This is a genomic window from Rhodococcus sp. NPDC058532 (genome assembly GCF_042719255.1).
Lineage (GTDB): Bacteria > Actinomycetota > Actinomycetes > Mycobacteriales > Mycobacteriaceae > Rhodococcus_G.
Window position 1 is genome coordinate 1 of sequence record NZ_JBHXNU010000001.1, and the last position, 15,046, is coordinate 15,046.

Annotated in this window: 12 protein-coding genes and 1 pseudogene; 10 read left to right on the forward strand and 3 right to left on the reverse strand. The window is 71.4% G+C overall.

The features are described 5' to 3' along the window. Positions 1 to 372 precede the first annotated feature (372 nt). Positions 373 to 2,013 (reverse strand): ABC-F family ATP-binding cassette domain-containing protein, encoded by a 1,641-nt coding sequence (locus tag ACFWQG_RS00005; RefSeq protein WP_378505520.1) that lies wholly within the window; start codon positions 2,011 to 2,013, stop codon positions 373 to 375. A 65-nt stretch (positions 2,014 to 2,078) separates the two neighbouring features. Here ACFWQG_RS00005 and ACFWQG_RS00010 point away from each other — a divergent pair, with 65 nt between their 5' ends. From ACFWQG_RS00010 to ACFWQG_RS00020, 3 genes are all read left to right on the forward strand, one after another. Next, positions 2,079 to 2,930: an aldo/keto reductase gene (locus tag ACFWQG_RS00010; RefSeq protein ID WP_378505521.1), complete on the forward strand. Its 852-nt coding sequence runs from the start codon at positions 2,079 to 2,081 to the stop codon at positions 2,928 to 2,930. Positions 2,931 to 3,272: 342 nt separating this feature from the next. After that, positions 3,273 to 4,199 (forward strand): hypothetical protein, encoded by a 927-nt coding sequence (locus ACFWQG_RS00015; RefSeq protein WP_378505522.1) that lies wholly within the window; start codon positions 3,273 to 3,275, stop codon positions 4,197 to 4,199. A gap of 94 nt (positions 4,200 to 4,293) precedes the next feature. Beyond that, the gene (locus ACFWQG_RS00020; protein ID WP_378505523.1) at positions 4,294 to 5,247 is read left to right on the forward strand and encodes a helix-turn-helix domain-containing protein; all 954 of its coding nucleotides are present in this window, start codon (positions 4,294 to 4,296) and stop codon (positions 5,245 to 5,247) included. A 107-nt stretch (positions 5,248 to 5,354) separates the two neighbouring features. Here the strand turns inward: ACFWQG_RS00020 and ACFWQG_RS00025 are convergent, their stop codons facing one another. Next, positions 5,355 to 6,440, reverse strand: coding sequence for an NAD(P)-binding domain-containing protein (locus tag ACFWQG_RS00025; protein WP_378506024.1), 1,086 nt, complete (start codon positions 6,438 to 6,440; stop codon positions 5,355 to 5,357). A gap of 39 nt (positions 6,441 to 6,479) precedes the next feature. Here ACFWQG_RS00025 and ACFWQG_RS00030 point away from each other — a divergent pair, with 39 nt between their 5' ends. From ACFWQG_RS00030 to ACFWQG_RS00050, 5 genes are all read left to right on the forward strand, one after another. Then, on the forward strand, positions 6,480 to 7,211 hold the full coding sequence (locus tag ACFWQG_RS00030; protein ID WP_378505524.1) for an enoyl-CoA hydratase: 732 nt from the start codon (positions 6,480 to 6,482) through the stop codon (positions 7,209 to 7,211). Positions 7,212 to 7,227: 16 nt separating this feature from the next. Next, complete coding sequence (locus tag ACFWQG_RS00035) at positions 7,228 to 8,328, forward strand: MBL fold metallo-hydrolase (RefSeq protein ID WP_378506025.1); 1,101 nt, start codon at positions 7,228 to 7,230, stop codon at positions 8,326 to 8,328. A gap of 119 nt (positions 8,329 to 8,447) precedes the next feature. Then, positions 8,448 to 10,925, forward strand: a complete 2,478-nt coding sequence (locus ACFWQG_RS00040; RefSeq protein ID WP_378505525.1) for an HAD-IC family P-type ATPase — start codon at positions 8,448 to 8,450, stop codon at positions 10,923 to 10,925. A 139-nt stretch (positions 10,926 to 11,064) separates the two neighbouring features. Then, positions 11,065 to 11,277 carry an antitoxin gene (locus ACFWQG_RS00045; RefSeq protein ID WP_378505526.1) on the forward strand — a complete coding sequence of 71 codons (213 nt, stop codon included), beginning with the start codon at positions 11,065 to 11,067 and terminating at the stop codon, positions 11,275 to 11,277. A 29-nt stretch (positions 11,278 to 11,306) separates the two neighbouring features. Next, positions 11,307 to 11,699, forward strand: a complete 393-nt coding sequence (locus ACFWQG_RS00050; protein ID WP_378505527.1) for a thiol-disulfide oxidoreductase DCC family protein — start codon at positions 11,307 to 11,309, stop codon at positions 11,697 to 11,699. 98 nt (positions 11,700 to 11,797) lie between these two features. Here the strand turns inward: ACFWQG_RS00050 and ACFWQG_RS00055 are convergent, their stop codons facing one another. Beyond that, on the reverse strand, positions 11,798 to 14,221 hold the full coding sequence (locus ACFWQG_RS00055; protein WP_378505528.1) for an ATP-dependent Clp protease ATP-binding subunit: 2,424 nt from the start codon (positions 14,219 to 14,221) through the stop codon (positions 11,798 to 11,800). Between the two features lie 142 nt (positions 14,222 to 14,363). Between ACFWQG_RS00055 and ACFWQG_RS00060 the strand changes: the two genes are divergently transcribed. Both ACFWQG_RS00060 and ACFWQG_RS00065 read left to right on the forward strand, forming a co-directional pair. Next, positions 14,364 to 14,786 carry an MmcQ/YjbR family DNA-binding protein gene (locus ACFWQG_RS00060; protein WP_378505529.1) on the forward strand — a complete coding sequence of 141 codons (423 nt, stop codon included), beginning with the start codon at positions 14,364 to 14,366 and terminating at the stop codon, positions 14,784 to 14,786. Beyond that, positions 14,786 to 15,046 (forward strand): annotated as a pseudogene (locus tag ACFWQG_RS00065) (hypothetical protein); the annotation flags it as partial. The gene ACFWQG_RS00060 and the pseudogene ACFWQG_RS00065, both read left to right, overlap by 1 nt.

Genomic DNA, 15,046 nt, shown 5'->3' on the forward strand with positions numbered 1-15,046 from the left:
GAGGCCGTCGAAATCAGCTAGCATTCAGCATGACTCGTTGATCACTACGCGATCTCGCGCCTGATCCGAAGTCCACCACTTCACGGGGCTCTGTCAAGTTTTCGGCGTGGCGCGCATTGCCCGTGTCCACGCCGCAACGCCTGTGTGCACACCCCGAGTGCCGCGTGCACATGGGGTTTCGGCGCGCATTACCCGTGTGCTGGCTCCACAACCTGTGTGCACGCTCCAGTACCCGTGTGCACGCCGCAACGCCTGTGTGCACACCCCGAGTGTCGCGTGCACACGGGGTTTCGGCGCGCATTACCGGTGTGCACGCTCCAGTACCCGTGTGCACAGGGGTTTTGCGGCGGAGGGAGCGGGGGCGCGGGCCGCCTATTCCTCGGTCAGCCGTCCGCCGTCCATCCGCCACCGACGGGTGCTGCGCATCGTGTCCAACATCCGCCGGTCGTGGGTGACGAGCAGCAGCGTCCCGGTGTACGAGTCCATCGCCTGCTCGAGCTGCTCGATCGCGGGCAGGTCGAGGTGGTTGGTCGGCTCGTCGAGCACGAGCAGGTTCACCCCGCGGGCCTGCAGCAGGGCGAGGGCTGCCCTGGTGCGCTCGCCGGGCGACAGCGAGTCCGCGGGACGCAGCACGTGCTGCCCGCGGAGGCCGAACTTCGCGAGCAGGGTCCGCACGTCGGCGTCGGGCCAGTCGGGCACCTGCGCACCGAACGCGGCCACCAGTGGCTCGCCGCCCTCGAACAGTCCGCGCGCCTGGTCCACCTCGCCGACCGCGACACCGGAACCCAACGTCGCGGTGCCCTCATCCGGTGCGAGCCTGCCGAGCAGCACGCCGAGTAGTGTCGACTTGCCGGAGCCGTTCGGTCCGGTGACGAGAATGCGGTCACCCCACTCGATCTGGGCATGAATCGGGCCGAGTTGGAACGTTTCACGGTGAACCACCGCGCCGGTCAGCGTCGCGACGACCGCACCGCTGCGCGGCGCGTCCGCGATCTCCATCCGCAGCTCCCACTCCTTGCGGGGCTCCTCGACCACCTCGAGCCGCTCGATGCGGCGTTGCGTCTGCCGGGCCTTCGCGGCCTGCTTTTCGGTGGACTCGGCGCGCGCCTTGCGTCCCATCTTGTCGGAGTCGGCGCCCTTCGCCTTTCGTCGGGTGTTGCGGACGCCGTGCTCAAGCCAGTTGCGTTGCATCTGGGCGCGCGACTCGAGCCCGGCCTTGGTGTCCGCGTACTCCTCGTAGCGCTCCCGCGCGTGCCTGCGGGCGACGGCCCGCTCGGCAAGGTACGACTCGTAGCCGCCGTCGTACACCGCGATCTGTTGCTGGGCGAGGTCGAGCTCGACGATGCCGGTGACGGTGCGCGCCAGGAACTCTCGATCGTGACTGACCACCACCACGCCGGTGCGGGTCTCGGCGACGAACCGTTCCAGTCGTTCCAGGCCGTCCAGGTCCAGATCGTTGGTCGGCTCGTCGAGCAGCAGGACGTCGTACCGCGACAGCAGCAGCGCCGCCAGTCCGACGCGGGCGGCCTGCCCGCCGGACAGGGCGGTCATTTCGGCGTCCAGTCCCGCGGTGAGGCCGAGGTCGTCGAGGATCTGTCCGGACCGCTCGTGCAGGTCGGCGCCACCGAGCCCGAGCCAGTGTTCCAGCGCGTGCGCATACCGGTCGTCGCCGCCCGGCTCGGTCAGCGTTTCGGCGGCGGCGTTCATCTCCGTCTCGGCGTCGGTGACGCCGGTGCGGCGACCGAGGTACGCCTCGACGGTCTCGCCGGGGATCCGCTCGGGTTCCTGCACGAGGTGGCCGACGGTCGCGTCCGGCGGGCTGAGGGAGACGGTGCCCTCGACGTCGGCGGTGGTGTCGCCGGAGAGGATGGACAGCAGGGTGGACTTGCCCGCACCGTTCGCGCCGACCAGGCCGATCACGTCCCCGGGTGCGACCACGAGATCGAGCCCGGTGAACAGGGTGCGGTCGCCGCGGGCGGCGGAGACGTCGTCGGCGTGCAGGGTGGCGCTCATGGGGGGATTGTCTCAACCACCGCCCCGACGGGAACAAACCGGCAGGCCCGGGACGTTCGCCCAACATGACCTCTGTGCATCCGGTACCGAACGTGACCCTCTCCGACGGCAACGTCGTTCCCCAGGTCGGGTTCGGGGTCTGGCAGGTCCCCGACGACGACACCTACACGGCGGTGACCAGCGCGCTGAGCATCGGCTACCGGAGCATCGATACCGCGGCGATCTACGGCAATGAGGTCGGCACCGGCCGTGCGATCGCCTCGTCCGGGATCCCGCGCGACGAGCTGTTCGTCACCACCAAGTTGTGGAACAACGCCGCGCAGCCGTGGACCCGGGACGGCGTGTTCTTCGAGTTCGAGGCGTCCCTCGACCGGCTCGGCCTCGACTATGTCGACCTCTACCTGATCCACTGGCCGCGTCCGATGCGGGACGACTACCGCGCCATCTGGCGGGCGTTCACCGAGCTGAAGTCGGACGGCAGGGCCCGGTCCATCGGTGTCTCCAACTTTCAGCCAGCACAGCTGCGCACGATCATCGACGACACCGGCGTGGTGCCGGTGGTCAACCAGGTGGAGGTCCATCCCGACTTCGCGCAGTCGGAGCTGCGGGCGGTGCACGCCGAGCTCGGCATCGTGACCGAGGCGTGGTCGCCGCTCGGGCAGGGCAAGGGCCTGCTCGATGATCCGGTGCTCGCCCGGATCGCGGACAAGCACCAGCGGTCGACGGCGCAGGTCGTGCTGCGCTGGCATCTGCAGCTCGGCACCGTCGTCATCCCGAAGTCGGTGACCCCCTACCGCATTCGGCAGAACATCGAGTTGTTCGACTTCGAGCTGGACGCGGACGACCTCGCGGTGATCGCGGGGTTGGACGCGGGCAACCGCCTCGGCGGCGATCCCGCCACCTTCGACATGGGATAGCCTGAACAGGTATTTCTGATCACGATTCGGCATTCCGTGCACGGAGATTCCACAGATTCCGCACATTCGGCTAACTCGGAGCCATCGGCGATGCGGTCCGGTTCCCGGTGCGGCGACAATCCGAGTCGTGACATGAGTCGACCGGCGCACCAACACCACGGTGCCGGTCGACTTCGGCAAACGTAGGGGATGGTGGGAATGCGGACGGAAACCGGCTCGACAGCAGTGGCGCGGCAGGAGGGGGCGGCGGCGACGCCGACGCGGCCTCGCCGGTCCGCGGCTCGACCCGGCACGACCACGCCCGTCGCCCCGCCCGGTGTGCAGGCCCCGATGCAACCACGGGTGCCCGCCCGATCGAGCACCCGCACGCCAACCCGGCCACCGGTCTGGGCGCTGGTGCCGGGAGCCCAGTTCGCGGGTGACCGCTATCGACTGCTCGAACGGTGCGGCGGGAGCACCGGCGTCGCGTTCTGGCGCGCCCATGACACCGTCCTCGCCAGGGACGTCGCCCTGACCGTCGCCGAGGCGCGGGAATCGTCCGCTGCCGGGTTCCTCGATCGCACCGGCTGGTTGTGCCGTACCGGTGACGGTGCGCAGCCGCGGCCGGGTCGCACCGAGGCGGTGCCCGCCGTCCTCGACATGTTCGAGGCCGACGGCTGCGCCGTTGTGGTGTCCCAGTGGAAGCAGAGCCACGCGCTCGGCCTGGTCAGGGTCGGCCAGCCCGCGGACGCGGCCGAAGCGGTGGCGCTGCTCGCCGGGGTGGTGCGCGACGCCAACCGCGCGGGGGTGTGCATCGGGATCGACCACCCGAGCCGGATCCGGGTGGACGCCGACGGCATCGCCTACCTGGCGTTCCCCGGGGTCCCCGCGCAGGCAACGCCGCGCGACGACGTGCGCGGACTCGGCAACGTCCTGTCCGAACTGCTCACCGGCATGCACCACACGGGCACCGGAAGGCCGCTTTCCCCGAGCGCGGTGCGCCCCGACGTATCGCCAGCGCTGTCCGGCCTAATCGTCGATGCCGTCGGGTCGGGCGACCTGGGCGCCGACCGGGTGGTGCAGGTGTTGGACGAGGTGATCGCCGCCGCCCCCGCGGTGCCGGCCGCGCCGGAGGCGACCGCGGACCACCCCGGCGCGGAGTCCGAGGCCGAGCCCGGATCCGGGGACGCGCGGACCCCCCTGGCGACCTGGGGGCCGTACCTGGCGGGCGCTGTGCTGCTGATCGTCCTCGCTACCGTCGGCTGGTTCGTCGGGGTGTCCCTGATCTGACGCGCCCGACCCGGCCCGGTCGTGGCGTGTCGCCCGGGTGTTCCGCTCGCACAGGCTATGGTCGGGCAAACATTCTGGGCAGGGGAACGGACGGGTGGACGGGGAGAACGCCGGGGCGTTGACCGAACGCTTCGCCGGCGGCATCAGCATGACCGGGCGGGACGGCCTCGACACCCTGTCCGGGATGTGCCGCTTCAGCGCCGACGACCCGTCGACGTTCGCGGCGACGATGATTTCCGTCGATCTGGGATCCGTCCGGGTGAACCGGATGCGCTCGACCGCCGTCGCCGGGGTGCGGGGACCGGGGCAGCTCCACGACCCCATGTCGGGCTACGTCGCCGTCGCCTGCATCCTTTCGGGTTCCATTGTGCTGGAACAGAATCAGTCCGTTCATCGGGTGAATCCGGGGGATGCGCTGTGCGTCGACTTCGGGCGGCCGCTCGCCATCGACATCGCCGAGGGGAGTGACCTCGTCTTCGCCTACCTGCCGCGACCGCTGGTGCTGTCCCGGTCCGTCGACCCGCGTCGGTTCGGTGGCGCCGCACTGCCGGGTTCGGCGACCGGCGCCGTCCTCGCCGGGATGCTGGGCCCGCTGACCGCACGCCGGATGCACCCGGGCGAGGTGGCGCTGATCGAGCACGCGGTCGTGGACCTCGCCGTCGCGGTGCTGCGGGAGGCGCACCCGTTCCGCGGGCGACCCGAGGACGGGGCGTCGGGTCTGCGTTCGCGCGTGCACGAGGTCATCGAGCAGAACTTCACCGACCCGGCGTTCAGCGTCGAGCAGGTGGCGGCCACCGTCAACGTCAGCAGTCGCTACCTGCACAAGGTGATGGAGTCGGAGGAGCAGTCGGTGTACGGGCTGATCCGGCGGCGCCGCGTCCGCTGCGGCGTCGACCTGCTCGCCGACCCGTCGCTGTCGGGACTGTCGATCGGGCAGATCGCCCGCCGCAGCGGCTTCGCGGGGCTGAGTCAGTTCGGGCGCGCGGTGCGTGCGGTCACCGGCACGTCGCCGAGGGAGCTGCGCCGGCGCGCGACCGGCACCGGATGACCCCTGTGCACACGGGTGGTGCGGCGTGCGCGGGGGTTTTCGGCGGGTAGCGGGGGTGTGGGTGCGCGAACACCCGTGTGCACACGGGGGCGGGGCGCGGGCGGTCGTCAGGTTCCGGTCAGGTGCGCGATCAGTTCCCGTGCCGCGGCCCTGCCGCCGCGGTTCGCGCCGATCGTGGACGCGGACGGCCCGTAGCCGAGCAGGTGCACCCGGGGGTCGGCGGCGACCTGGGTGGCCAGCCGCCCGGTCATCGTGATCCCGCCGCCGGGGCCGCGCAGCCGCAGCGGTGCCAGGTGGTCGAGTGAACTGCGAAACCCGGTGCACCACAGGATCACATCGACCTTCTCCTCGGTTCCGTCGGCCCACCGCACCCCGTCGGGGGTGATCTCGCTGAACATCGGCAGCCGGTCCAGTGCGCCACGGTCGCGGGCCGCACGCAGGGCCGGGGTCAGCGGCAGACCCGTCACCGACACCACCGATCCGGGTGGCAGCCCGCGCCGCACCCGGTCCTCGACGACCGCGACTGCGGCCCGCCCCTCGCCGCCGGTGAACGGGGTGTCCCGGAACCGCGGTGGCCTGCGGGTCACCCAGGTCGTTGTGGTGACACGGGAGATCTCGTCCAGCAGTTGCACCGCGGAGATCCCACCCCCGACGACGAGCACGTGGCTGCCGGTGAACTCGTCCGCGGTCCGGTAGTCACGGGTGTGCAGCATTCGGCCGCGGAACGTCTCGGTGCCCGGATACCGCGGCACGAACGGTCGTTCCCAGGTGCCGGTGGCGTTGACGATGCCGCGCGCGGTCACCGCACCGCCGTCGGTCTCGACGGTCAGCGGCCCGGTTCGGTCGCCGTGGTCGCACACCACCCGGGTGTGCACCGGGCGATGCACGGGCAGGGCGAACCGGCGCTCGTACTCGGCGTAGTAGCGCGGGACCGCCGCCGCGGCCTCGACCTGCTCCGGGGGCACCGCGTCGAGGACGTCGGTGAACGGCATGCCGGGCAGGTCGTGGACCCGGTTGACGGTGCTCAGCGTCAGCGACGGCCAGCGGAACTGCCACGCGCCGCCCGGCCCCGGCGCGTGGTCGACGATCGCGAACCGGATGCCCGCGGGCGCGCCAAGCCTGCGCAGGTAATAACCCGCGGACAGCCCGGACTGGCCCGCGCCGATCACCACGACATCCACGGACTCCAACATGCTGGCAACCTCCCAGGTCATGACGGTACGGTCACCATCATGATCGGGACCAGCCGGGACGGCGACGTGGTGACCATCGAGTTGCAGCGGGACGAGCGGCGCAACGCCCTCAACACCGAGTTGTGTGTGCTCCTTCGGGACGCCGTCGACGAGGCCGTCGGGCAGGGCGCCCGGGTGCTCGTCCTGACCGGCAGGGGGAGCGCCTTCTGCGCGGGCGCGGACCTGTCCGGCGACGTCTATGCCGACGGGTTCACCGACACGCTGCTCGAGATGCTGCACACCATCGACTCCGTGCCGATCCCGGTGATCGCCGCGGTCAACGGTCCCGCGGTCGGCGCGGGCACCCAGCTGGCACTGGCCTCCGACCTGCGGGTGGTCGCGCCCGGATCGTTCTTCGCGGTGCCCGCGGTGAAGCTGGGCATCTCGGTGGACTCCTGGACGGTCCGGCGGCTCGTCTCGCTGGTCGGTGGCGGGCCCGCGCGCACGGTGCTGCTCGGCGCCGAACAGATCGACGCCGAGCAGGCACTCGGTTTCGGGTTGGCCAACAAGATCGGCGACCTCGCCGACGCGCAGGAGTGGGCCAAGCGGATCGCCGCGCTGGCGCCCCTGTCGCTGCGGCACCTCAAGCTCGTCCTCAACGACGACGGCACGCAGGACGATCCGACACCGGAACAGCTCGAGGCCCTGCACGCGGCCTGGTCGAGCGAGGACATGCTCGAGGCGTCCCGGGCTCGGCAGGAGAAGCGCACCCCGACCTTCCGGGGACGCTGACGTGCGGGCGCGGGGAATGGTCGTCGCGACGCTCGCGGCGGTCGGTGCGGCGGCGCTGGCGCGTGCGGCGTGGGGTATCCCGGGCCAGATCGGCGCGTCGGCGGCCGCGATCGCGCCGCGGGCGGTCGGGTCGGCGCGGTACCGGGACAACAGGTTTCACAACACCGATCCGAGCGTTCCGCTGGCCCGTGGCGACGAGTCCAGCCTGTGGTCCTCGGTGCTGACCCGGCGTCGGCTCGGGCGTCCGCGCCAGCCGATCCCGCTCGCGACGCCGCTCGCCCCGGCCGAGGCCGCGGAGCTGGCGGTCACCTGGTTCGGGCATTCGAGCGCCGTCGTCGAGATCGACGGGTACCGGGTGCTGACGGATCCGGTGTGGAGCCATCGGGTGTCGCCGTCCCCGCTGGTCGGCCCCGCCCGGCTGCACCCGGCCCCGGTCGATGTCGCCGCGCTGCCGCCGGTCGACGCGGTGCTCGTCTCGCACGACCACTACGACCACCTCGATAAGGCGACCGTCCTGTCGCTGCTGCGCACCCAGAGCGCACCGTTCGTGGTGCCCAAGGGAATCGGCGCGCACCTGCGGCACTGGCGGGTGCCGGAGGAGCGGATTGTCGAACTGGACTGGGACGAGCAGGCCACGATCGGGGACCTGGTGCTCACCTGCACGGAGGCGCGGCACTTCTCCGGGCGCGGCCTGCGCCGCAACACCACGCTGTGGTCGTCGTGGGTGGTGCGGGGACCGAACCACGCGGTGTTCTTCGGCGGCGACACCGGGTACACGCCGCGGTTCGCCGAGATCGGGCGGCGGCACGGCCCGTTCGACCTGACCCTGCTCCCGGTCGGCGCGTACGACGAGCACTGGCCGGACGTGCACATGAACCCGGAGGAGGCGGTGCGCATGCACACCGACCTCGGGCGGGGATCGGCCGCGGCGGGGGTGCTGGTTCCGGTGCACTGGGCGACCTTCAACCTGGCGTTCCATCCGTGGGCGGAGCCGATCACCCGGCTGCTGGCCGCCGCCGACCCGGCGGGCGTCACGGTCCGGGTGCCGATGCCCGGGCAGCGGATCGATGTGCTCCGCCCGGGGACTCAGCGGCACTGGTGGTTGCGGCTCGCGTAGGGGCCTGCGGAGGTGATTCGCGGTCCATCGGGAGCCGTCACGTCGCCGGGTTGTCCCGTGGGCCGCGACGTGCCCTGGTCGGCAGCGGATTTCACCGTCGCGGTGAGTAATCTGACGGGATGGCCAACGACGAGACCCGCGGCGTCGACACCCTCTCGCCGGGCGAGATGGATGTCCGGACGGGGCTGACCTCCGATCAGGTCGCGCAGCGCCGCGCGGACGGCAGGACCAACGACGTCCCGAGCCGGGCCAGCCGCTCGGTCAGGGACATCGTCCGGGCCAACGTGTTCACCCGCATCAACGCGATCCTCGGTGTGCTCCTGGTGATCGTGCTGTCGACCGGCTCGGTGATCGACGGCATGTTCGGGCTGCTGATCGTCGCGAACAGCGCGATCGGCATCATCCAGGAGGTGCGCGCGAAGCGGACCCTGGACAAGCTGGCGATCGTCAGCCAGTCCCGGCCGGTGGTGCGGCGGGACGGTGCCACCGCGGCGGTGTCCCCGAGCGAGGTGGTGCTCGACGACGTGATCGAGCTCGGGTCCGGCGACCAGGTGGTGGTCGACGGGGTGGTCGTCGAGGGCGAGGCACTCGATGTCGACGAGTCGCTGCTCACCGGTGAGGCGGATCCGGTGCACAAGAGGCCCGGCGACCAGGTGCTGTCCGGCAGCTTCGTGGCCTCCGGCAGCGGCGCCTACCGTGCCACCAAGGTCGGCCGCGACGCGTACGCGGCCAAACTCGCGGCGGAGGCCAGCAAGTTCACCCTGGTCCACTCGGAGCTGCGCAGCGGCGTCGACAAGATCCTCAAGGTCATCACCTACATGATGATTCCGGCGGGGGTGCTGATCGTCTACAACCAGCTGTTCGTCAGCGAGCAGGACCTCGGGGGCGCGCTGAACGGCATGGTCGCCGCCCTGGTCCCGATGGTGCCGGAGGGGCTGGTGCTGATGACGTCGCTGGCGTTCGCGGTCGGCGTCATCCGGCTTGGCCGCAGGCAGTGCCTGGTGCAGGAACTGCCCGCGATCGAGGGACTCGCGCGCGTCGACGTGGTGTGCGCGGACAAGACCGGCACCCTCACCGAGAACGGCATGCGGCTGTCCGAGCTGCGGCTGCTGACGGCGGACGATCCCGGCGGTACCGAGGCCCGGCTGCGGGACGCGCTTGCCGCGCAGGCCGCCGACGATCCGCGGCCGAACGCGAGCGTGCTGGCGATCGCGGAGGCATACGACCACGACCCCGGGTGGACCACGACCGCGGTGGCGCCGTTCTCGTCGGCGAAGAAGTGGAGCGGAAACTCGTACGGCCCCAACGGCAACTGGGTGCTCGGCGCCCCCGACGTGTTGCTCGACCCGGAGTCGTCGGCGGCACGGACCGCGGAGGAGATCGGGGCGGGCGGGCTGCGGGTGCTGCTGCTCGGCGAGAGTGACCGCGCCGTCGACGCCCCCGACGCGCCCGGGGTCGTCACGCCGCGCGCCCTGGTGGTCCTCGAGCAGCGGGTGCGACCCGACGCCGCCGACACCCTCGCGTACTTCGCGGAGCAGAAGGTCGAGGTCAAGGTCATTTCCGGCGACAACGCCGTGTCCGTCGGGGCGGTCGCGCAGTCGCTGGGGCTGCCCGGAGGGGACCGCGCGGTCGATGCCCGCGAGCTGCCCTCGGATCGGGAGTCGCTCGCCGAGGTCCTTGACACCGCGACCACCTTCGGGCGGGTCCGGCCCGATCAGAAGCGGGAGATGGTCGGCGCCCTTCAGTCGCGCGGGCACACGGTCGCGATGACCGGCGACGGGGTCAACGACGTGCTCGCGCTCAAGGACGCGGACATCGGTGTCTCGATGGGATCCGGCAGCCCCGCCACCCGAGCGGTCGCGCAGATCGTGCTGCTGGACAACAGTTTCGCGACGCTCCCGTACGTGGTCGGTGAGGGTCGCCGGGTGATCGGCAACATCGAGCGGGTGTCGAACCTGTTCCTCACCAAGACGGTGTACTCGGTGCTGCTTGCCCTGCTCGTCGGCCTGTCCGGGGTGGCATCGGAACTGTTCGACTTCGAGCCGATGCCGTACCCGTTCCTGCCGCGGCACGTGACGATCGCGGCTTGGTTCACGATCGGTATCCCCGCGTTCATCCTGTCCCTCGCGCCGAACAACGAGCGGGCCCGCACCGGCTTCGTGCCGCGGGTGATGCGGTTCGCGATCCCGTCCGGTCTGGTGGTCGGGATCTGCACCTTCGTCGCCTACGCGCTCGTCTACGCGGGCCCCGACCAGACCGAGACGCAGCAGGTGCAGGCGGGCACCACCGCGCTGATCACGCTGATCACGATCGCGCTGTGGGTGCTGGCGATCGTCGCCCGCCCGTACGTGTGGTGGAAGGTCGTGCTGATCGTCGGGTCCGCGCTCGGCTACGTGGTGCTGTTCGCGCTCCCGTTCGCGCGGGAGTTCTTCAAGCTCGACCCGTCGAACGTGGCGGCGACGACGACCGCGTTCGTGTGCGGCGGCGTGGGGATCGTGCTCGTCGAGGTCGGGTGGTGGGTGTCCGGACGCCTGCATGGCGAACACCGCAGGCTGTTCTCGCTGCCCGAACAGCCCGGCGAGAAGGCGGCGCGCTGACACGCCGCACCCGGCTGCACTGTGGCGGGTGCCGGGGAAAGCTGTGAGACTGGGAAAGGTACAAACCGGAACCGCGATGCGGGACCCGGACCGATCTTTTCAGTGGTGCCCTGAACCGGCATCGGAGTGAGGAGCGACAATGAGCTTGGTCGACACGTTGAAGGGCCTGTTCGGGAAGGGCCAGCAGTACGCGGCCGAGAACGCGGACAAGGTCGAGGGCGCCATCGACAAGGCGGGCGACTTCATCGACCAGAAGACCGGCGGCAAGTACGCCGAGCACGTCGACAAGGCGCAGGACGCCGCGAAGAAGGTCATCCCGAAGGATGCGCCGCCCGCGGGTGACGCCAAGTAGCACCCGACGACACCCGCCGCAGGAGCGTCATGCCCGACCGAACACCGCGCGCCGAACGCCGCGTGGATCTGCTGTTCGACAAGGACTGCGGCTTCTGCGTGTGGAGTGTGGGGTGGCTGCACCGGCTCGATCGCCGCGGCCGGGTCACCGCAACGCCCCTGCACGCACCGGGCGCCGTCGAGCGCTTCGGGGTGAGCGTCGATCAGGCGCTTGAGCAGGCCTGGGCGGTGGACTGGCGTGGGGACCGGCACCACGGCGCCGGTGCGATCAATGCCGCCCTCTCCGGGGTGCTCGGTACCCGAATTCCCCTGCGGGTGTACCGGATTCCGGGGATCAGGCAGGTGCAGGACCGGCTGTACCGCCTGGTCGCGCGGAACCGGCACCGGCTGCCCGGCAGCGGCGGCAGCTGCGCCATCGAGTAGTCCGGGCTGCGCGCCCCCGCACGACGGGCACCCGACCCCACGGTCGCCAGCGGTGGCGGCCGGCGGAATGCCGGCCTCCACCGCTGGCGCGGTATCCGTTACGCCACGCGCAGTTCCAGCTCCCCGTCGGTGACGTCGACGGCGACCCGGGCGCCCTCGCCGATCAGGTCGTCGATGAGCAGGTCGGCGACCCGGTCGTCGACCACCCGCTGGATGGACCGGCGCAGCGGCCGGGCCCCGAACTCGGGCTGGTGCCCGTGCTCGGCGATCCAGTCGACGGCGGCGTCACTGAACGTGATACCGATGCCCCTGTCCGCCAACCGCTTCCGGCTGTCGTCCAGCATCAGATCGGTGATCCGGTGCAGCTGGTCGGCGGCCAGCCTGCGGAACACGACGATCTCGTCGATCCGGTTGAGGAACTCCGGACGCATCGACTCCCGCAGCCGTGCCAGCACCCGGTCCCGCAGCGGCTTTTCGGCCGCGGCCGGATCGCCGGTGAGGAAGCCAAGCGCCCCGCCCTTGCTGGAGATCAGGTCGGACCCGAGGTTGCTGGTCATGATCACCACGGTGTTGGTGAAGTCCACCGTGCGGCCGTGACCGTCGGTGAGCCTGCCGTCGTCGAGCACCTGCAGCAGGGTGTTGAACAGGTCCGGGTGCGCCTTCTCCACCTCGTCGAGCAGGATCACCGAGTACGGGTTGCGCCGCACCTGCTCGGTGAGCTGACCCGCCTCGTCGTAGCCGACGTACCCGGGAGGGGCGCCGAGCAGCCGCGAGACGGTATGCCGCTCACCGAATTCGCTCATGTCGAAGCGGATCATCTTGTCCTCGTCCCCGAACAGGGACGCGGCGAGGGCCTTCGCCAGTTCGGTCTTGCCGACACCGGTCGGGCCGAGGAACAGGAAGCTGCCGACCGGGCGGTTCGGGTCGCCCATCCCGGCCCGGGAGCGGCGCACCGCCCGCGCGACCGCGCGGACCGCGTCGTCCTGGCCGACGACCCGGCGGTGCAGTTCGTCCTCGAGCCCCCGCAGTCGGTCCTTCTCTTCCTGCGTCATCCGGCTGGCGGGGATGCCGGTCGCTCGGGCGACGACCTCCGCGATCAGTTCCGCCGTCACCTCGGGGGTGTCGGGGGACGCGGTGGTGTCGACGCCGGCGATCCGGTTCTGCAGCTGCGTGATCCGGTCGCGCAGCTGCGATGCCGTCTCGTACTGCTCGGCGGCGACGGCCTGCTCCTTGCTCACCTCCAGTTGCGCGAGTTGGGATTTCAGTTCCTCGGCGTCCACCTTGGGGGAGCGCAGCGACAGCCGCGCGCCGGCCTGGTCGATCAGGTCGATCGCCTTGTCCGGCAGGAACCGGTCGCCGATGTAGCGATGCGAGAGTTCCACCGCGGCGATGATCGCGTCCTCGGCGTAGCGGACGCCGTGATGCTCCGCGAACCGCTCCTGCAGCCCGGTCAGGATCGTGATCGCGTCCTCGACGCTGGGCTCGTCGACGATCACCGGCTGGAAGCGGCGTTCGAGGGCGGGGTCCTTCTCGATGTGCTTGCGGTACTCGTCGAGCGTGGTGGCGCCGACCACGTGCAGGTCGCCGCGGGCCAGCTTCGGCTTGAGGATGTTGCCCGCGTCCATCGCGCCGTCCGCTCCCGCGCCGGCGCCCGCGATGGTGTGGATCTCGTCGATGAACACGATCAGGTCATCCCGGTGGGCGGTGATCTCGTCGACCAGCGTGGTCAGCCGCTCCTCGAAGTCGCCGCGGTAGCGGGTGCCGGAGACCAGCGATGACATCTCGATCTGGACGATCCGCTTGCCGTGCAGGCGGTCCGGGACGTCGCCGTCCACGATGCGCTGCGCCAGACCCTCCACGATCGCGGTCTTGCCGACCCCGGCCTCACCGATCAGGACCGGGTTGTTCTTGGTGCGGCGGGACAGGATCTCGACGGTCTGCTCGATCTCCAGTGCCCGGCCGATGACCGGGTCGATTTCACCGGCGCGGGCGCGGTCGGTGAGGTCGACGCCGTACTGGTCGAGCGTCGGGGTGTCGCTCGCCGACGCGTCCACGCCCGGCTGGCCCGCCCGGCGGGACGTCTCGGGGGTGATGCCCTGCTCGGACAGCACCCGGCCGGCGGCGTGCCCGAGGTCGCCGGCGAACGCGAGGAACAGGTGCTCCGGGTCGATGTAGGTGGAGCCGAGGGTGCGCGCGAGCTGATGCGCCTCGAGCAGTGCCGCCTTGAGGGCGGGGCTCAGGGTGGGGGCCGCGACGGCGAACCCGACCGGGGTGCGGCCCTGCGGCAGCCGCGCCTCGGCCGCGTCGGCCAGTGCGGACGGATCCGCCCCGGCGCGCCGGATCAGGGCGCGCACGGGGTCACGGTCCGCCATCGCCCGCAGCACGTGCAGCGCATCGAGTTCGGCGTCGCCGCGGCCTGCGGCGTAGCGGGCGGCCGCGGACACGAGCTCCTGGGTGGACCGGCTGATGAGGCGGCCGATGTCGATGCGGCCGGGACCCTCGGGACCGAAGAATGCGGGCATTGACGACCCTCCTGAAAGTTGAGTGATTCTGACTCAACTAACGTGTCGCGGCTGTGATCAATTCCCGGTTCGGGTGATCGGCCTGTGATCCGCGCGACAGTCGCGCCGCCCCGGCACCCGCCGCCTGCCGTAGCGTGGCCGCATGACCGCGCCGCGCCCGCTCGACCGGCTCCGCGACCTGTGCCTCGCCCTGCCGGAGGCCACCGAGCGGCTCAGCCACGGCGAGCCATCCTGGTTCGTCCGACGGGCCCCGCAGTTCGTCAGCTACGCGGACCGGCACCACGACGACCGGGTCGCGTTCTGGGCCGCGGCCCCCGCGGGGTCGCAGCGGGACTGGGTGGCCCGGGACGGCGCCCGCTTCTTCGTCCCGCCGTACGTCGGCGGCCGCGGCTGGATCGGCGTGTACCTGGATGTCGGGCCGAACGGTGTTCCCACGCAGGCCGACTGGCGGGACATCGAGGACATCGTCGAGGACGCCTACCGGACGGTGGCGCCGGCAACGCTGCTCGCCCGACTCGACGCGTCCGACCGGTCCGAGGGCACGGGGCCGGGGGGAGCGCGCTGATGTCCGCCGCCGCCCTCGCGCTGCTGGTGGCTGCGGTCGTCGTCGTCCTCGCGGTGCTGCTGCTGCGTCGCCGCACCCGCCGCACCCTGACCACCCCGGAGGAACGCGCTGTGCACGCGACGCTGCACACCGCGTCGCTCGCGGCCCGCCCGCTGGGGGGGGGGAGGGTGGACACAACCACCCCCCAGGGGAGCGCCGCCACCATGCAGACCCCCCCCCCCCGAAGCCCCCACGCCCCCCCCACCCCGCGGGGGGCCACC